This is a genomic window from Pseudoalteromonas amylolytica (assembly GCF_001854605.1).
Lineage (GTDB): Bacteria > Pseudomonadota > Gammaproteobacteria > Enterobacterales > Alteromonadaceae > Pseudoalteromonas > Pseudoalteromonas amylolytica.
The window spans coordinates 110,708-130,182 of sequence record NZ_MKJU01000027.1; the positions used below are offsets into that span (position 1 = coordinate 110,708).

At 44.7% G+C, this 19,475-nt stretch carries 14 protein-coding genes and 2 CRISPR repeat arrays; of the genes, 12 read left to right on the forward strand and 2 right to left on the reverse strand.

Going from position 1 to position 19,475, the window contains the following annotated elements; all coding sequences use genetic code 11:
• Positions 1 to 6 precede the first annotated feature (6 nt).
• Entirely contained in the window at positions 7 to 1,800 is a 1,794-nt protein-coding gene (locus BET10_RS12590; RefSeq protein ID WP_070985943.1) for a glycoside hydrolase family 3 protein, read from the reverse strand.
• A 382-nt stretch (positions 1,801 to 2,182) separates the two neighbouring features.
• Between BET10_RS12590 and BET10_RS12595 the strand changes: the two genes are divergently transcribed.
• Positions 2,183 to 3,094 carry a hypothetical protein gene (locus BET10_RS12595; RefSeq protein ID WP_083330531.1) on the forward strand — a complete coding sequence of 304 codons (912 nt, stop codon included), beginning with the start codon at positions 2,183 to 2,185 and terminating at the stop codon, positions 3,092 to 3,094.
• Positions 3,095 to 3,119: 25 nt separating this feature from the next.
• Here the strand turns inward: BET10_RS12595 and BET10_RS12600 are convergent, their stop codons facing one another.
• Positions 3,120 to 3,560: a DoxX family protein gene (locus BET10_RS12600; RefSeq protein WP_070985944.1), complete on the reverse strand. Its 441-nt coding sequence runs from the start codon at positions 3,558 to 3,560 to the stop codon at positions 3,120 to 3,122.
• A gap of 211 nt (positions 3,561 to 3,771) precedes the next feature.
• Here BET10_RS12600 and BET10_RS12605 point away from each other — a divergent pair, with 211 nt between their 5' ends.
• From BET10_RS12605 to cas2e, 11 genes are all read left to right on the forward strand, one after another.
• Positions 3,772 to 4,644 (forward strand): AraC family transcriptional regulator, encoded by an 873-nt coding sequence (locus BET10_RS12605; RefSeq protein ID WP_070985945.1) that lies wholly within the window; start codon positions 3,772 to 3,774, stop codon positions 4,642 to 4,644.
• A 76-nt stretch (positions 4,645 to 4,720) separates the two neighbouring features.
• Positions 4,721 to 5,674: an ABC transporter substrate-binding protein gene (locus BET10_RS12610; RefSeq protein ID WP_070985946.1), complete on the forward strand. Its 954-nt coding sequence runs from the start codon at positions 4,721 to 4,723 to the stop codon at positions 5,672 to 5,674.
• 300 nt (positions 5,675 to 5,974) lie between these two features.
• Positions 5,975 to 7,409: direct repeats of the CRISPR family, unit length 29 nt; unit sequence GTGTTCCCCGTACCCACGGGGCTAAACCG.
• 94 nt (positions 7,410 to 7,503) lie between these two features.
• Positions 7,504 to 8,097, forward strand: coding sequence for a Uma2 family endonuclease (locus tag BET10_RS12615; protein ID WP_070985947.1), 594 nt, complete (start codon positions 7,504 to 7,506; stop codon positions 8,095 to 8,097).
• 134 nt (positions 8,098 to 8,231) lie between these two features.
• Entirely contained in the window at positions 8,232 to 9,068 is an 837-nt protein-coding gene (locus tag BET10_RS12620) for a helix-turn-helix transcriptional regulator (protein WP_070985948.1), read from the forward strand.
• A 110-nt stretch (positions 9,069 to 9,178) separates the two neighbouring features.
• Positions 9,179 to 12,043, forward strand: a complete 2,865-nt coding sequence (locus tag BET10_RS12625; RefSeq protein WP_070985949.1) for a CRISPR-associated helicase/endonuclease Cas3 — start codon at positions 9,179 to 9,181, stop codon at positions 12,041 to 12,043.
• A 39-nt stretch (positions 12,044 to 12,082) separates the two neighbouring features.
• Positions 12,083 to 14,161: a type I-E CRISPR-associated protein Cse1/CasA gene (casA, locus tag BET10_RS12630; RefSeq protein WP_070985950.1), complete on the forward strand. Its 2,079-nt coding sequence runs from the start codon at positions 12,083 to 12,085 to the stop codon at positions 14,159 to 14,161.
• A gap of 13 nt (positions 14,162 to 14,174) precedes the next feature.
• Positions 14,175 to 15,332 carry a type I-E CRISPR-associated protein Cas7/Cse4/CasC gene (gene cas7e / locus BET10_RS12635; protein ID WP_070985951.1) on the forward strand — a complete coding sequence of 386 codons (1,158 nt, stop codon included), beginning with the start codon at positions 14,175 to 14,177 and terminating at the stop codon, positions 15,330 to 15,332.
• Positions 15,329 to 16,000 carry a type I-E CRISPR-associated protein Cas5/CasD gene (gene cas5e / locus BET10_RS12640; protein ID WP_070985952.1) on the forward strand — a complete coding sequence of 224 codons (672 nt, stop codon included), beginning with the start codon at positions 15,329 to 15,331 and terminating at the stop codon, positions 15,998 to 16,000. Before cas7e ends, cas5e begins: the two co-directional genes overlap by 4 nt.
• A complete protein-coding gene (gene cas6e, locus BET10_RS12645; protein WP_070985953.1) occupies positions 15,993 to 16,670 on the forward strand; it encodes a type I-E CRISPR-associated protein Cas6/Cse3/CasE in 678 nt (225 codons plus the stop codon). Before cas5e ends, cas6e begins: the two co-directional genes overlap by 8 nt.
• 60 nt (positions 16,671 to 16,730) lie before the next feature.
• The gene (gene cas1e / locus BET10_RS12650; RefSeq protein ID WP_070985954.1) at positions 16,731 to 17,657 is read left to right on the forward strand and encodes a type I-E CRISPR-associated endonuclease Cas1e; all 927 of its coding nucleotides are present in this window, start codon (positions 16,731 to 16,733) and stop codon (positions 17,655 to 17,657) included.
• The gene (cas2e, locus tag BET10_RS12655) at positions 17,657 to 17,962 is read left to right on the forward strand and encodes a type I-E CRISPR-associated endoribonuclease Cas2e (protein WP_070985955.1); all 306 of its coding nucleotides are present in this window, start codon (positions 17,657 to 17,659) and stop codon (positions 17,960 to 17,962) included. The genes cas1e and cas2e overlap by 1 nt, the downstream gene beginning before the upstream one ends.
• A 147-nt stretch (positions 17,963 to 18,109) precedes the next feature.
• Positions 18,110 to 19,116: direct repeats of the CRISPR family, unit length 29 nt; unit sequence GTGTTCCCCGTACCCACGGGGCTAAACCG.
• The last annotated feature ends 359 nt before the right edge of the window (positions 19,117 to 19,475 follow it).

Genomic DNA, 19,475 nt, shown 5'->3' on the forward strand with positions numbered 1-19,475 from the left:
CTTATCCTATTTAATTGTTACTGGCAGTGTGCCACTAGCCGACGCTTGCCCTAATATCACTTGTGCCAAAGCGGTAAAAGCTGGCCCTGCAACACGGTTGCTATTATCTACGTCAATATTATAAGCATAGCTTGCTAGCACGGCATCGCTGTAGGGGGAAAACTGTGTGATCTCATATGGCGCACGTAAGCTAATAAAGAGTGTTTGTTTGTGATGTGCTTTGGCGTATTTTAACAGTGCTTTAAGTGCGCTGGGTTGTTCTTGACGTGAAAGCGCGAATTCTTCAAGCTTACTAACATCTTCCATGCCGCCAATTTCAACGGCACTTTGCTGTGGGCTGGCATGTGCACCAATCACCCAATCGGCTTGCTCAATGGCTGCGTGAGCAATACTGGGATCAAAGCCTTGCAAACTACTACAGCTAATTTGTAAAGGGGCTTTACTATATAGTTCAAGTGCTTGGCGCATAGCTTCGCACTTACGCTGATCAGGCATAATAATATGCACTTTACTGTGAGTCTTAACATTAATTGGTAGCAACGCGGTATTTTTTACTTGCGTGATTGCCGCCAGTGCGAGCTCTGCTTCTAATTTTCTATGCGCTGGGTTGCCTAGTGTTGAGTGTGCGATATTAGCTGAAACCTTGGTATTGCTTTTTATAAACTTATCTTTGAGTGCATGAATACGCTGGGCTGATCGCGCGACTTCTTGTTCATCTAACACCCCTTGGCTGACGGCATTAGTGAGTGCTTGTAACAGTTGCTCTAATTTTTTGATGTCGCTAGGAGTGCGCATAGCAATCGGCATAAGCGCAATATCAACGCCTGCTTTGAAAGTTTCGATAACCGCCGCCTCAGCATCAAAAAAATCGCTAATACCCGCCATATCGAGCGCATCGGTGATGATCACACCTTGGTAGCCCAATTTATCACGTAATAAGTTATGCATAATTTTGCGCGACATAGTGGCAGGTTTAAGCATTTGCTCACCATGTTTATTTTGCACCGTGCTACTGTCTAAAGCTGGGTATTGAATATGCGCCGTCATGATCATACCGGGCGAATTAGTGTTTATGACACTTTGAAATGGCGCTAGGTCGTTTTGCCAAATAGTTTGTTCATCATGATCAACACGCGGCAGACCAGTATGGCTGTCCACATGGGTATCGCCATGACCCGGGAAGTGTTTTAAGGCTGAGATCACGTTTTGCTGCTCAAAAGCCTTGACCTGTTCCGCGCCAAGCTTAGCCACAACATCGGGGTTTTCAGAGAATGAACGAACGTTGATCACAGGGTTGTCAGCGTTCATGTTCACATCTACTGTGGGTGCAAAGTTTACGTTTATGCCTAAGCTTGCAAGCTCTTTGCCTATTGCACTGGCAACCTTAGTTGCGTAGTGCGTGTCGTGCAGCGGGTAGGTTGCACCTATGCTCATGTTGCCGGTAAATGACGTCGCTTGCGCTCGGTTAATACGTGCTACGCGACCACCTTCTTGGTCAATGGCTATAAATAGCGGTTGAGGGTGTTTAGCATTTTGTGCGGCGCTTTGTAGTTGATTGTTTAAATTAACTATTTGTGCAATATCTTGAGTGTTTTCAGAAAATAAGATCACGCCACCGATATGATATTTGCCTAATACATCAGCAAGCTCTGGCGGTAGAGTCGTCATTGGTGTTCTGCACGTTTCGCTCTGGCCTTGTTGGCAAAAATAGCGAAAATCTAGCATTAGCTTTTGTCCAAGCTGCACTGCCAGCGGTAAATCTGGCGTGGTACTGGCGAGTGATGGATTGCTGATTGTCATGGCGAAAAAGATACCTAATGGTTTAAAAAGCCTGAAAAGCGTCATAAAGAATAGTTAACCTCAACAGAGATCACAGAGTTATTGTTTTAATTGTCACTAATTTAGCATTAACCCAAGGTGATTGATAATTAAAGACGATAAACAAGCGCATAGTTGCAAACTTTTTTAACTTGTGAGGATGCTGATGGCGTTTAAAAACCCTAAGGAGAGCAGCTTGTTTATAAAGAAGCGCTTGGAGCTACTTCGAAAAGACCGCTCAAAAGGCGCTCTGAGTTGGCTTTTTACCGTATTCAATACCAAAATAAAGGTACTGGAATAAAATCAAAAGTAATATGATTTTATCTGTAGAACTATAGGATATACGCCCAGGTAAGGAGAGTGTGTGCATTATGCAATTTTACTGTTTTTTGCACTGTTTTACTTTGTAAGTCACATCGTCAACGCCAAGCAAGCGCACAACGCTACCGTCCAAGTGGTGCGATATAATATTGCCGAACTGAGCAATGATCCAAAACAAAGCTATTATATTGAACTGCTGCGCCTTGCGCTGCAAAAGAGCGTCAAAGAATACGGTGAGTATGAACTCAAAGCTTTGATACTCAATGATGTACCGCAGGGACGAACATTGGACTTACTTGCCAATCAGGACATCATCGACGTGCACTGGAGTGTGACCTCAATTGCACGAGAGCAGTTATTAGGCGTTGTGTACATTCCATTACTCAGAGGCCTGATGGGCGCGCGTTTATTCTTAATCCATAAAGATGATGCCGAAAAGTTTGCTCAAATAAACAATCCACGATGGCTTTTTAATCATTCTGTGGGCAGTGGGGTAGATTGGCCAGATACAAAAATTTATGAAAAAACGGGTTTTACCGTGGCTACGGCAGACAGTACTCACTTACATGAAATGCTTGCGCAGAAGCGATTTGAGCTCTTTCCCAGAGCACTTCATGAGCCGTGGGGTGAAATAGCCCAACATTCTAACTTGATGGTAGAGCCCACTTTAGCCTTATGTTACCCCGCAGCAATGTACTTTTTTGTTCACCCAGACAATCATACTTTGAGAAAACGGCTGACATTTGGCTTGCAGCAAGCCATTGAGGATGGCAGCTTCGAAGCACTATTTTTTAGCGACTCGATTATTGCCGATGCAATACAACGCAGCAATTTTGCACAGCGCAGAGTCCTAAGCATCCCAAATCCTTTTATGAGCATACGCACGCGAGACACGTTAAAAGTAGAGCAGTACGTATGGCCACCTTTGCAAAACTGTGTGATGCCCAAAATGTAACGTACTCTTGAGCATCTAATATGGGTTACTCTGGCTGCTTGTTGGCGGCAACTTTATTACAAATAATGCGCTCAACGCTCCAGTTTCCTGCGCCATGCACTGCGAGCATTAAAAATCCCCCCGCAATGGCAATGTTTTTCATAAACATAATTGCTTGCATTTGATCTTCGAAGTTGGCGTGAAACAACACTGCGCTAAGGATACAAAACCCAGCAAATGCCAGCGCGGTGAGTCTGCTCATAAAGCCCAGAAGAATAAACAACCCGCCAACGGCTTCAAGCAGGATGACCAATGGCAGGAGCTCAGAAGGTACACCCATTGACGTCATATACTGCGCCGTTCCTTCATATTGTTGGATTTTATTCACTCCCGCTAAAATAAATATGAGTGATAAGCCAATGCGACCGAGCAGTGCGCTCAGATCGCTAAGCTGTGTATTGTTTGCAAATGGATTAATGAAATTCATGGCAATTCCCCTACTCGTTGTTGTTTAGCTCAGCCCATGCTGATAGCTAAATACAGTGTAGGTGCTTTTTGATGAATTAGAATTATCGTACTGTTACGGCGCTATGTTGCTCACTACAATGCGTAAAAATGTGACATTTCGCAATTTCAATCAAGAAAATAATGGATACAAAACGCATACTAGGTGTTTTGCAGATAAGACAAGTAACTCGATGATACAAAAAGATACCCTGGAAGCGCGTATTAAACGTGTGTGCGACTTCATTAGCCACAATCTAGATAAACCGATGGACTTGACCGAACTCAGTGAAGTGGCGGCGTTATCTCGTTTTCATTTTCATCGGGTATTTTTAGCCTACACGGGAGTGAGTGTAACCAAGTTTGTGCAATTGGCTAGATTAAAAAGAGCATCTTTTCAGCTGGCTTTTGAAAGCGATAGCAAAATTATTGATGTTGCGTTAGCTGCACAGTTTGATAGTGCTGAGGCGTTCTCCAGAGCGTTTAAACGCACTTTTTCACAAACACCTAGCCAGTTTAGACAAACCCCAAATTGGCCCAACTGGTATGAGGTATTGGACTTCACTTTACCCACGCCTAATGAGGACACATTAGCAGTAGAAATTATAGAATTTCCTCAAACGCCTATTGCGTACCTAACCCATTGTGGTGATCCACAAAAAGTGTACACAACCGCAGGGCAGTTTGTTGCGTGGCGCAAGCAAACTCGCTGCTCACCTGTGCACCGTTGTCGCACATTTGGTATGCCCAATGGCGACCCCAATACCATGAATGAAGATGACTTTAGACTAAAAATTTGCGGCTCTTTACTCACGCAGTCACATAGTGTGGAGCCTAACCCATTCGGGGTAAAAGCGGGGATGATCCCCGCCATGCGCTGTGCCAAAGCAACGCATGTTGGTAGCCATGACACATTGGAAAATACCATTTATGCGCTCTATCAGCAGTGGTTGCCGCAAAGTGGCGAGCAACTTGGTGAGCACAATTGCTTCTTTGAATATTTAAATTTAATTCATGAAGTGAATGAATGTGACTTACGCACAGATGTGTTTTTACCCTTGCAATAATCAACAGATTCTTAGCGAAAAATATTGATCACGGCTATACCTTAGACAATGTTAATCACTTTCAGAGGGTTAGTTCATGACAAGCAATCATAGATTGGTACATATGATGTTAGCGCTGATGTCAATGTACTCTGTGAGTGTAAGTGCCAAGACGGTGCGCATTGTACTCAATGATTGGGCCAGCCAACACGTTATTTCACAAATATACGGTCAGCTGGTGGAGACTGTTGGCTTTAAAAGCAAGTTTGTGTCACTTCCGACAGATGGCCAATGGTACTACCTGAAATACAACTATGTGGATGTTCAGGTTGAAGTATGGCAAGGCACCATGGAAGACAAGCTCACCCAACTTATTGAATCGAAAAGTCTTCAAGAGGCTGGCAGCTACCCATTTACGGCGCGAGAAGAATGGTGGTATCCAAGTTATGTCAGCTCACTGTGTCCTCAATTGCCTGATTGGCAGGCTTTGAACGATTGCGCAAAATTATTCAGCGAGGGGGATGACCCGCGTGGTGTGTACTACACAGGCCCTTGGGAGCGACATGATTTAGCGCGGATCCGAGCATTGAATTTGAATTATCGTGTGATTAGTCTCTCTGATGACTCGGCGCTCGTAAAAAAACTGCAAAAAGCATATCAGCAAAAGAAACCCATACTCATATTTAACTGGACCCCCAACTGGATTGATACACAGTATTCAGGCGAGTTCGTCGAGTTCCCAAGCCATACTCCTGAGTGTGAAACGGACCCAGAATGGGGTTTAAACAAACAGTTTTTATATGATTGTGGCAACCCCAAGTCGGGCTGGATCAAAAAAGTGACCACCAAAGAATTCCCAAAGATACTCCCTTGTGCCTTTGATATTCTCAAAAGCATGACATTTAGCAAAGACGAACTGGCCCAGTTCGCGTTGCAAGTAAACGTGCAGGCTCAAACTAGCAAGCAAGTCAGCCAACAGTGGCTGTCACAAAATCAACAACGTTGGCAAAGTTGGCTTAACCACACCAGTTGCGATGCCTATCGAGATTGATCGGTTAGCTTAAATGTGTGAGCAGTTACATGTACGTTTTATATATTGCTCTATGAAAAGGACTTGTTATTGACTACATGTGGCAAACTTAAGGTAGTCTCTAAAAACTTTCTGATAGATAGCCATTATTGGTAGCTGCTATCTACTCAATATTATATGTTTATCACTATAGCTTTGTTCTTTGATAATTTGAAAATCGTGATTTTTAGCACTAAAGACTAGCACCATTTTGTACCCAAAATTTTCGGTGGATTTTAGATGGCATTTTTTATTTAACAAAAACAAGTATATACTTTTAGAGTGTTCCCCGTACCCACGGGGCTAAACCGGCTAGCGTCTGATGAAAATGGGCTGTTGGCGTGTGTTCCCCGTACCCACGGGGCTAAACCGCAATTCCTCTGCTTTTTTGAAGCTGCTAGCATGTGTTCCCCGTACCCACGGGGCTAAACCGCCACCAGCAGAAATTGAGCGAAAACTAGAAGCCGTGTTCCCCGTACCCACGGGGCTAAACCGCCAAGCACATGTAATGAATTGGCTTTTTTGGGGTGTTCCCCGTACCCACGGGGCTAAACCGAGTTAACTACACAGGCTTTGTGGTCTGAAATGGTGTTCCCCGTACCCACGGGGCTAAACCGTAATGTAAATATATATACATGCAACAGTAGAGGTGTTCCCCGTACCCACGGGGCTAAACCAGGTAGACTGGCACCAAGTGCTGTCATTAACGCGTGTTCCCCGTACCCACGGGGCTAAACCGCATATCGTGGAACATCAATGCTTGGCCCGAGGGTGTTCCCCGTACCCACGGGGCTAAACCGTCGGTCATAAAATGATTATACCTTTCATTTTGCGTGTTCCCCGTACCCACGGGGCTAAACCGTGTATTGTTGGGTTTGAGGCTTTGGCTCGTTGTGTGTTCCCCGTACCCACGGGGCTAAACCGGCCTGCTGATATTGGTGAGCCGTGCAAATTTAGTGTTCCCCGTACCCACGGGGCTAAACCGCTATTGATATCAGGTTTAAAAAGCAGATGCGCGTGTTCCCCGTACCCACGGGGCTAAACCGGTCTTGCGCTTTGTCAGTTATTTTATGTTTACGTGTTCCCCGTACCCACGGGGCTAAACCGTTATCTAGTTACAGCGGGTATCGCGGCTGCTGGTGTTCCCCGTACCCACGGGGCTAAACCGATTAGATAGTGTTGCAGCAAGTCGTTTGCAGAGTGTTCCCCGTACCCACGGGGCTAAACCGGGTTAAGCAGCTCAGCGCGCGAATATAACGCGGTGTTCCCCGTACCCACGGGGCTAAACCGTTTTTCTCAGCGACATAGCCAATTTACCAACAGTGTTCCCCGTACCCACGGGGCTAAACCGCCATACGAAATACCATCAATGGTTGATAGCGGGTGTTCCCCGTACCCACGGGGCTAAACCGTCTTGATTTGTTTTTGAGCCATCAGGCTTAGTGTGTTCCCCGTACCCACGGGGCTAAACCGTTTACATAAATTTGATAATCTGTACGTTCCAAGTGTTCCCCGTACCCACGGGGCTAAACCGTTCTAAGTTGCGCTTCAATATCCCTATACAAAGTGTTCCCCGTACCCACGGGGCTAAACCGACTTGATAGAATTGGCGGATCAAAATCAGTGCGTGTTCCCCGTACCCACGGGGCTAAACCGGCAGCTGGTAATGATTAGCAAGTTCAACTTGTGTGTTCCCCGTACCCACGGGGCTAAATGGTTTCCAATGTAAACGGGATGCGTATAATATTAGAGTGTCTCCCGCATACGTGGGGTGAACTGCAATGACTCATAAAATTACCTTGGGAGCTCACATGCCGATTGTTAAAAATGATGATGGATTGTCCCCTGAAGCCTACTTACTCGGAGAATCAACGAGCACCGTTAAACATGAGCTGATCGACGGGCAAGTGTATGCAATGGCTGGGGCAAGTGCTAATCATGAGCGAATTTGTCAAAATATGGCGAGAAAGCTTGGCAATCACCTTGAAGATTCACCGTGTGAGCCGTTTGGTTCAGATATGAAAGTGCGTGTACGAGACAACTTTTATTACCCCGATGTACTGGTTGATTGTAATTTCGACGAATCTGAACCCTACTTTACAACGACCCCCGTGATTATCGTTGAAGTGATCTCACGCTCAACCCGAAAAATGGACGAAAAGGTTAAATTGCTTGAGTACATTAATATACCCACGTTAGAAGAATATGTTGTGATTGAGCAAGATATAGCCGATGTGACCGTTTACCGAAAGAGCGATGATTGGCGTTCTACACATTACTTTCTTGGTGAAGATTTCTATTTAAAATCAATTGATTGTACAGTTTCCGTAGCTGACATATACCGCCGCGTTCTCAATGAAGATGTTAGATTGTTTTTAGAGCAGCAGAAAGCGGGGTCAGAATAGGCTATATGCCTAGTGCTCACTTAATTAATGAGTTCCACCAGAACGTTGCAAACTTCATCAACCCACAAATGATATAAATCAAGAAAACAAAAAACACTTATGCTACATTAAATTAACTTTTGACGGGGCATAGTATGGCAATCAAGGAAGAAGACTATTTTCGTTATCTCGAAGCACTGCTGTTTTGGGAAGGGCAAATCCAAACTGGGGTGTTTCAGAGCAAATTTGGACTCTCTCGCCCTAGTGCAAGTAAATACCTAAACCGCTTTATTGAAGAGCAAGCGTTAGATGTTTATTACAACGAATCCGAAAAAGCGCATTGTTTGGCAACCCCCTTTACACCTAAATTGATTTCAGACAGCTTCACCGAGTACACGCAACGTGTCATTGATGCTCACCTGCATAATAGTTTTGAACGAAGCCCTCTTAGAGTTTTAGCGGTACCACATAGAAAGCTAGAACCCCAGCTATTACGGCCTATCCTTACCGCGTGTCGCAAACAATCAGCGCTTGATATCCGTTATCAATCAATTAAACACAACGGCGAGACCGAGCGTATTATTCGCCCGCATAGTATGGTCAACACTGGGCTTCGTTATCACTTACGGGCCTACTGTGAGGCATCAGATTCGTTCCGAGACTTTTCACTATCACGTATTTTATCCGCAGAGCCAGACTACAGCTGTAAAGCGCAAAAGGGCATTCAAGAGGACACACTTTGGCAAACCCCAGTTGAGCTGGTCATTATGCCCGATCCGCGTTTATCACTGTACGCGCAGCAAGTGATTGCTCGCGATTTTAATATGCAAAACCAACGAGCCACTATCGTCACCAACGCCGCACTAATCAACTACCTCATCTCAATTTTACGCCTTGATTTTCAACACCCAAACCCAGAAGCACAACAGATTGTGATAGTCCCAGAATGCTACCGAGAGTTAAGCGCAAGAGGGTTTTTGTGGAATGGGTGAAGAAATTGAAGTGCAGAACCTACTAAATTTTTTACTGGTTGCAATCGCAGGGTTGTCGGTAATTTATTCAAAGCGTAATCTGGGTTTATTGGAAGCAAGGAAATGAAAGCGTGAGTGACTTTAATAGCGAAATTTTTCAGTTTTGGGGTAAAGCAGACGTACACCACACATTGCCAGCAGTGTGTCATATGCTAGATGTCGCTTTTGTTGCTAAAGCGATAATTCAGAAACTTCCAGAAAAAGAACGACACATTTTGCTTCAGCCGTTTTTAGCAGTTGAAAGCATTGATGAAGACGCCGCTATCGCAATGGCGGTGCTGCTTATTGCGCTTCACGATATCGGAAAGCTCACGCCGGGGTTTCAATATAAGCTCAAAGAGCGAGTAGACGCTTTATTTGATACCTCCAAATTTACGGACTGTGAAGATGCAGAGACCAAACACGGCAACTCGGGCTTTGTGATTTTGCATAACTACTTCTGTAAGCAATATAGTGTAAACGCTAATGCCGCACGGGTGATGCTCTGTGCTGTGGCTAGTCATCATGGTGTATTTGTCGCGAATAAAAAGGAATGTGGTTTATGTGGGGATGAACAATGGAGGGACATACAAACTAAAGCCATTGAATGGTTGGCTGATTATTTTTCTGTTGATCTCCATTGCTTTAATCAACTTCAGTCAAAAGCGTTTACTCCCGCATGGCTTTCATATATTGCTGGACTCTGTTCGGTTGCGGACTGGATTGGCTCGGATGCATCCCAATTTAATTATTGTGCAGTGAATGAGTACAACGCCGGCCAAAGAATGGATATTGCGCATGCGCTCGTTGGCTTTCTAAATATTAAACAAGTCACGGCGTCAAAAAACAAAGCTGATTTTGCTGAAGTATTCGGTTTTAAACCCAACGCCCTGCAATTAAAAGTGTTGGCGCTTATCAAGCAAAAAGAGTTGCCTTGGATCGCAATTATTGAAAGTGGCATGGGCAGCGGTAAAACAGAAGCGGCGCAGGTATTAGCGGATCATTTTATTCGACATATGGGCCATTCGGGTTTGTATGTGGCTATGCCATCTCAGGCAACAGCAAATCAGCTTTTCAAACGTACCTTACGCTTTTTAAACAAAAAGGAGTTGGGATATCAGAATATTGAAGCTCACCTAAAACATAGCAATGCTGATTTTGAGCCACAATATGAAGCTTTAAGGCTGAAAAGCATTGATTATCAGCAACATGGCGCAACTCACTCGGTTGTTGCAAATCAATGGTTCACCGCTAAAAAACACGGTTTATTGGCGGGTGTTTGTGTTGGAACAGTCGATCAGTTGCTAATGGCTGCGATGTTGTACAAACATAACTTTGTGCGACTGTTTGGGCTGGCAAATAAGGTTTTAATTCTAGACGAGGTACACTCGTTGCAAAGCTTTCAGCTTGATTTGCTTAAAAATACCTTGCAATGGATGGCGAAGTTACAGGTTAGGGTGATCATACTTTCAGCCACTTTACCCAGAACAATGTTAGTTGAATTAATCCATGCGTATGCAAAAACATGTAAACAAGAGATTGAAGTGGAGAATAGCCCTTATCCACGCATTACGACTTTCAGCTCAGGACAACTGGCACGCTCTTACACCATTGTTGAAGACCAGCAGAAAAATGAAGATTCAAGCCGCCCACCTGCTAGCTACCATGTACAGTTGCATGAAACTACGCCGAAACACTGTGTCAGTCGTATGGCTGATGATGTTTTAACAACCGCAAATAAAGCGGGCTGCGGTGTGTTTGTATGTATTTTAAATACGGTTAATAAAGTTCAAGAATTGTCAGAAATAATCACCAAGTATTGTGATGAAAATAAAGCGAGCAACATTGAGCATTTAACCTTTCATGCAAAATACCCATTGGCAACACGATTATCTATAGAAGAATTAATTGAGCATCGAGTAGGTAAACACCCAACCGACCATCAGCGTATTAACCCAAACCGGCCTGTAAACGATAAGTGTTTGATATTAATAGGCAGTCAGGTTTTGGAGCAAAGCTTAGACTATGACGCCTGCGAGATGTTTACCCAAATTGCACCAATCGACTTACTGTTACAAAGAGTGGGACGTGTTTGGCGCCATCAAATCAATAATTCTGTTCGCTCTGAATTTGTTAAAGCGCCAAAGTTAAATATCTACTTACCATCGATGGACAAAATCCCACAGGACTATGGTGAATGGTTTGGTCACGGTGAAGTATTTATCTATCCATCACACTTGTTGGCCGTCACAACACGTTTGCTTTGGGAGGCGTGTGAAGAAACGGATAAAAGTACTTTTCAAATCGACATCAATCAAGATATGGATGATTGGATCAATAAAGTCTATGCCGATGTAGATCAACAAGTGACTTGGCTTGAGCAAGAATATGACAAAGCATTTGAGTTTCGTTTAGATAAACGAACTCAATATGTTTTGGCTAAAAGGATGATGTTTGATGCGAGCAAAGCAAGTGTTAGAGACCTGTTGAAATACAACAATAGTGAAATTGAAAACGATGAAGTCGTGCTAAGTACACGTTTGACCAGTATCAGTGTGCAACTCATTTTTGTAGTTGATAACGGTGAAGGACAGCTTATTCCTGTTACTGAACTTTTGCCTTACAAACAAAAAGTGCAAACGCTCAAACGTGTAGAAAATGAATGCAAAGAATTGGCAGCGATTGATTGGCGAGCAGAACAACGACTTAAAAAAAGTGATATCGCTCGCTTAAAACAGGCACAAATATCAATAAGCCACAGCAAGTGGGTAACGCATTTTCAAGAACAAGAAGAACACTGGCCGTTTACTTTTGTCAGCAAAGAGGTTTGGCAACGATCCCTTACATTGTTTAATTGTGTGCCAGTCATTTTAGATCAAAATTTAACTTACCCGAATAGTACGCTTGGAGAGCTTCGGCTAGATCCAAAGTTAGGGCTTATTGTTCGTAAAGTATAGGCAAGAGATATTTAGTTTAAATACGGAGTATGAGGGAATATGAAATACGACTTACTAACAGAAAGCTGGATACCAGCCCTAGATTTACAGGGGCATACCAAAGAGTATTCAGTCACATCGTTGCTAGATGCTGCGCCAAAACTACAGCGGATAGTGCACGAAAAACCGCTTGTAGTGGCATCGGTGCAACGCTTGTTATTGGCAATTTTGTATCGCAGTTATGGTTATCTGGGTCAAGATGACTGGGACGAGGTTTTTGAAGCTGGGGAGTTTGGTGAGCCTGTCTCCAACTATCTGAATTCACCAGAATGTATCGATCGTTTTGATTTATTCTCAGAAGCCTGTCCTTTTTTTCAAACAGCCAACTTTACCAAAGAAAAGGGAGTGACAACCTCAGTCAAAAAATTATCTCCCGATCTAGCGAGTGGTAACAATAAGACCTTATTTAACCATATCGCTGATAATCACGAATTTTCGTTGTCTGCAAAAGAAGCCGCACTGCAATTACTTGTGTGTCAATACTTTAGCTTAGGTGGTGGTGTGAGTGGCAGTTCAGTGCAATTTGGGAAGCACCCAAACCTCACCAACTCCCCTTTAGTGGGAGGTGCTGTGGTGATGGTTGAAGGTGAAAACCTATTCCAAACCTTGATGCTTAATTTGCATATGCCCAAGGATGAAGAATGGCTTGATCGTAAAGTTGACTTACCTGTTTGGGAGCAAAATGAACCAGAAAAGCCCGAAGCACGGGAAATGAGAGGGCTGACTGATTACCTCACTTGGCGGGCGCGACATGTTCGCTTGCTCCCAGAAAAAGATGGCACAGTTGCTCGCATGTTTTTTGCTCAAGGGTTGCCGAATCCAAAGGAAATGGAACAGGAACCTTATTTCGCCTACCGTTTGAATAAAGATGACAAGATACTACCGGTTAGATTGAGTTTTGAACGGGCTTGCTGGCGAGATACTGCCAATTTATTACAATATGCGCGATCAACTAAAGTTGGCATAGAGCCTCAAGATTTAAGACCCGCTGGTATTCAGTTGTTGGCCGCGGAAGATAACGAGCTTATTGATAAGCTTAAACTGAATTGTCAGTTAATTGGTTTAGATAATAATAAAGCGAACCCACTATGTTGGTTTGAAGAACGCTTGCCGCTGGCTATTAATTTGATCGAAAAAGATCGAGAACAAAAGAATAAGTTCAGCGCACACCTACTTAAAGGGTTAGAAACGGCTGAGGCAATTCATAGACAACTTATGAGTGCAGTAAGAACTTTTGCATCTCATTTATTGCCGGATGGTGCCCGAGCACAAGATGTGACGACTAAGGTCGAGTCGATTAATCCGGCTCGCTTTTACTGGCCTAAACTTAACGAACCATTTGAGCAATTTGTTTGGGCATTAAGCCATAACAGTGAGGAAGCCAAATCTAATTGGCGAAAAGTGTGTCAGGAAATCGCCTTTGCGGCATTTGAAGGCGCAACACAAAGCTGGTGCTATGGTGGAGTTAGAGCACAAAAGGGCCTGAGTATTGCTAAGCAACAGTTAGAAGAGTCACTATACGGCAGAACATGGCAGCGCCACGTTTACTGGAGCCAAGATACGCAAGAAATCATCAAGCAATTATATCACTGGGGCAGTCCTGAATATCCAAGGCGAGATATTTTAGCGGTACTTAGGAAGTCTTTAGACCTACAAAAAAACTCACAACTTGCCGCAATATCTTATTTGGGGCCATTATTGGCCAATGAAGATGAACGTTCAGAAGTGCAAGCCTTTGTTGCTGCCTTATTTGCCAGTCACCCCAAAGTGTATCAACAGTCGCAACACCTTAGTTTTGGTGCTGTTTGGTATCAAGCCGATAAGGACCAACGCCCCGGTATGAGTTTTCGCTTTGAATGCCTACTAGAAGCCAAAGGTGAGCAGTTAAAACAAACCTTGCGCCAGATGGTACAAATTCTCAAAAGCAAAGATATTGCCGTTGATTACCGTACTTTGATGGAAGATCTCTACTACTGGGACAGCGACGACAAACGTATTCAACTTAAATGGGCCAGAGATTACTGGGCCAAACCAAATCAATCTACTGAGCCATCAGACTCAGCTGCTGCGACAAATTAAAAAGGAGTTACCTATGTCTTTTATTGAATTTCACTTATTACAAAACTTTGCACCTAGTAACTTAAACCGTGATGACACCAACACACCTAAATCTTGTGTATTTGGCGGCTCACAAAGGGCTAGGATCTCAAGCCAGTGCCAAAAACGTGCGATCCGCACACATGGCGCATTTAACGATGCGGTGGTTGATCACCAAGGAGATAGCGCGGTGCGCACCCGTAAGCTGGCTTTTAAGATTAGAGATTTCTTGGTCGAAAATGGCAAATCTGAAGATGATAGCACCAGAGTATGTGAAAACTTACTAGGTCTTGCTGAGTTGAAGTTGGTTCAAAAAGAAGAAAAACACAAGTTTAAAACCGAGTATTTGCTTTACATAGGGTTGAATGAAGTTGAAGCGCTTAAGCTTATTGCGCTTGAAAATTTTGATGAACTGAATCTGGAAGATAAAAAGAAGCTAGATAAAAAACTCGCCAAATTAGTAGGTGAAGTATTCGGTAAGCACGAAAAGGCGTTCGCCGCAGATATCGCGCTGTTCGGCCGTATGGTGGCGGATAACAACAACATTAATGTAGACGCAGCTTGCCAAGTTGCTCATGCAATTTCAACCAATATCGTCACTCCTGCCATGGACTTTTTTACTGCGGTGGATGATGAATTACAAGTAGGTGAACAGGGTTCTGGCATGATGGGCGGTGTTTATTTTAACAGTGCTTGCTATTACCGTTATGCACAGATCAACATTGATAAACTGGCAGCTAACCTTGGGCAAGATAAAGAGCTGGTAATTGGTGCAGTAAAAGGGTTTTTCCGAGCATTGGTTCAGGCCGTGCCTTCGGGTAAACAAAACAGCTTTGCTGCGCAAAACCCGCCAAGTTATGTCAAAGTTAATGTGCGCAAAGACGGTGCACCATGGTCTCTAAGCAATGCCTTTACCCAAGCTGTAGTAATAGATAAGCCAGATGAAGCTGAGTTGGAGCATCAATCAGCATACAAGCTGGAAATGTTCGCGAAAAAACTAGCGGCTATGTATGGTGATAACGGCTTTATTTTTGAAGGGCGCAGCACCTACATTGATAGCCTCAATGAGTATCAAGATAAAGACAACGGCACTGTTTCACAGTTGGAAGCGGCCATGCTCGACGCACTACATGGTGCTTTGGAGCGTCAATGAGCACCTTATTGATCCGATTGGCAGGTCCCATGCAGTCTTGGGGATTAAAAAGCGCTTTTGAATTGCGTAACACGCAGCTTGATCCAACAAAAAGTGGCGTTATCGGTTTATTATGTGCCTCCTTAGGGCGAGAACGAAATGAGTCTCTGGAAGATTTAACCGCGCTGCGTATGGGCGTACGTATCGATAAACCGGGTGATTTAGCCTTTGATTATCAAACAGCGCTTAATGTGGCTAAAGCTGACGGTGGCAAGCCTGACACACAGTTGTCGCATCGCGCTTATTTGGCTGATGCTGCTTTTTGGGTAGGTTTTGAAGGAGATAAAACTTTGCTAGAAAAGCTCTATTACGCCTTGTTGAATCCCGTTTGGCCGCAATTTCTGGGGCGTAAATCGTACCTACCGGGTATTCCTTTGGTTGATCCACACAACGCCTATGTGGAGTTACCTTTGGAGCAGGCGTTGCAGCAAGCGCCGAGAATGCAAGCTGAACGTGAACAGCTAATGGGTATTCCGGTTAAGTATATTGTCGACAGCGAAGCTAAAGAGGCAACGGAGCAAAGGCACGATGTACCGCTGAGCTTTGAGTTAAATCATCGAGCCTTTACTTTTAGAAGTGTAAAAAGTAGCTGGGGACTGGTGGATACAGAGGAAGTTGTTTATGTCTGATAACATATGGTACGAAAGTCGATTGTATTTTGACCCAGAACAGGAAGGCGAAGATCTGGGATTCTTACACCCTGATGATTTGTATAAGCAACACCAGTGGGTGTGGCGTTGCTTTGCAGAAAGTGAGCTGACCCAAGCTGATTTTATGTTCCGCGTGGATATGGCCCTACCCGTTCCGACCGTTTTTATTCGTTCTAAACGCCAACTTAAAGAAGCGATCCAAAGCTGGAAAGTCACCACGCAAATAAAAGAAAATCAATTTGAAACACAAGGCTTAGTGCAGTTTTCATTACGTGCCAACCCGACGGTGGATATTACGCCTAAGGGAGAAAAAACGCGCCGCCATGATGTTTTAATGCATGCTAAAAAGCAGGCTCAACATGCCAATAGTAATGTGAATGAAGCCGTTGATGTTGCAGCAAAAGCGTGGCTGGACAAAAAGCTGCAAAAAGGTGGCTTAGAGCCTTTGATGCAATGCATTGAGTTTAGTAACTACAAGCAGCACAAGGTGGCAAAAAAAGAGGGAGCAAAGTCGATTCAGTTGAGTACACTTGACTATTTTGGTGTTGCAAAGGTAGCGGATGTGGAAAAACTGAGACAAGTTTTGCAAACCGGCATTGGCCGTTCCAAAGCGTTTGGCTGTGGTTTATTGCTAGTTAAACCACTGTAATCTAATCAATAAGGCGGGGTGACTCGCCTTTTTTATTTTTGAACAACAGGAGTGCAGGGAATGGCATTTCTTCCTTTAAAGCCGATACCAATCAAAGATCGTAACTCAATGATTTTTATTGGTATGGGCCGTATTGATGTACGCGACGGTGCTTTTGCTGTTATTGATGAAGTAAACGGTGAGCGGATGCTTATTCCGGTTGGCTCTGTGGTGTGCATTATGCTGGAGCCGGGCACTCGGGTGAGCCATGCGGCGGTGAAGCTGGCAGCAACAACAGGCACTTTGCTCATTTGGGTGGGTGAAGCGGGTGTGCGCTTGTATTCCGCGGGTCAACCCGGTGGTGCGCGTTCCGATAAGCTGCTCTATCAGGCTAAGTTGGCGTTGGACGAAGATTTACGACTCAAGGTAGTGCGTAAAATGTTTGAGTTACGCTTTGGTGAGCCAGCACCCGAACGACGATCTGTTGATCAGCTGCGCGGTATTGAAGGTACGCGCGTGCGCAAAACTTATGAACTACTGGCTAAACAGTATCAAATAAGTTGGCAGGGGAGGCGCTACGACCCAAAAGACTGGGATAGGGGCGATGTTATTAATCAGTGCATCAGCGCTGCAACGTCATGCTTGTATGGCGTGACCGAAGCGGCGGTGTTGGCGGCAGGCTACGCGCCGGCCATTGGTTTTTTACATACCGGTAAGCCGCTGTCGTTTGTGTATGATATTGCTGATATTATCAAATTTGATACCGTGGTACCTGTCGCATTTAAAATAGCCAAACGTCGCCCACAGTCGCCAGATCGCGAGGTACGCATTGCCTGTCGCGAATCATTTCGTAAAAACAAAGTATTACAACGCCTGATCCCACTTATTGAAGAAGTACTCGCAGCGGGAGAGATAAAGCCGCCAGAACCCTACGAAGATGCACAACCGCCTGCAATTCCAGAACCTGAATCCATAGGTGATGAAGGCCATCGCAGTGGAGGTTCGTGATGAGTATGTGTGTAGTGGTAACCGAGGCTGTTCCGCCAAGACTTAGGGGACGGCTTGCTGTTTGGCTGCTCGAAATTAGAGCGGGTGTGTATGTTGGTGATGTCAGTCGCAGAATTAGAGAAATGATCTGGTTTCAAGTTAATGAATTGGCGGAAGATGGTAATGTGGTGATGGCTTGGTCAACCAATACCGAGTCAGGTTTTGATTTTATCACCTATGGTGAAAACGCCAGAATGCCAGTAGATTTCGAAGGATTGAGATTGGTGAAATATACACCTAGAGGTGATGAAAGCATTGAGTCGTGATTAGCTTTGCACGATTGATAATAGCTCTTTAACAATATAAAAGTTGGTATTTTTAAACTTGTAAAAATAGAGAAGTTTGTACCCAAAAATTTTGGTAGATTTTATAGGGGACTTTTTCTTTAATAAAAACAAGTGTATATTTTTAGAGTGTTCCCCGTACCCACGGGGCTAAACCGTACGACGGTAAATCGGTCACATCGGGTACCGCAGTGTTCCCCGTACCCACGGGGCTAAACCGCTTACAGTGAGAGACTTTCCCCCTTATCATCTGTGTTCCCCGTACCCACGGGGCTAAACCGTTGACTTATAAATAGAATATATTCTACCTAGAGTGTTCCCCGTACCCACGGGGCTAAACCGACCTTATCAGTGATTGCTTTGTTACCAAAGTGGTGTTCCCCGTACCCACGGGGCTAAACCGAACACAATAATAAATGGCGTCTTAGCTAACATGTGTTCCCCGTACCCACGGGGCTAAACCGAAGTAGCCGCAATCTACGGCATCGCATCAAAAGTGTTCCCCGTACCCACGGGGCTAAACCGTTAAAACGGCTTGCCTTTGCTGTTTCAAAACAGTGTTCCCCGTACCCACGGGGCTAAACCGCACTGAAAACAGCAAAGGGCTCAACAAGACCATGTGTTCCCCGTACCCACGGGGCTAAACCGGCTGGACTGTGCTTTGGGCTAGGGAGATTTCTGTGTTCCCCGTACCCACGGGGCTAAACCGGCGCTGATCAGGAAGATATTAACGCCTTTCTGGTGTTCTCCGTACCCACGGGGCTAAACCGCTGAATATGATTAGATAAACAATGTATAGCATGTGTTCCCCGTACCCACGGGGCTAAACCGCTTTTGCAGGGCCATTTCAAACGGGTCACCGTGTGTTCCCCGTACCCACGGGGCTAAACCGCTCTTTCTCTGGTTCTACATAGCGGATATCATGTGTTCCCCGTACCCACGGGGCTAAACCGGTATTTCAGTTATCACTTATAACTATATGTTTGTGTTCCCCGTACCCACGGGGCTAAACCGTCACGTTGAGAATGCATCGGCATATAATCAAAGTGTTCCCCGTACCCACGGGGCTAAACCGCGCGTGACTGAAATCAATGTTATGCACAATTCGTGTTCCCCGTACCCACGGGGCTAAACCGTCTCGGCGCATTACTCCTAAAGCACATGGACCCTGAAACAAGTTCAGGGTGACGGGTTTTGGAGTTGAGTGACGGGTTGGGAATTGGATGAGGGGTTGGAAGTAGGGTAAAGGAATTCGATTCAGGAAAACCACTGCCATCCTGACGAAGGTCAGGATCTTGTGTCGGTTTTGTTGCAATGTGCACATGGACCCTGAAACAAGTTCAGGGTGACGGGGTTTGGAGTTGAGTGACGGGTTGGAAGTAGGGTAAAGGAATTCGATTCAGGAAAACCACTGCCATCCTGACGAAGGTCAGGATCTAGTGTCGGTCTTGTCGCCATGTGCACATGGACCCTGAAACAAGTTCAGGGTGACGGG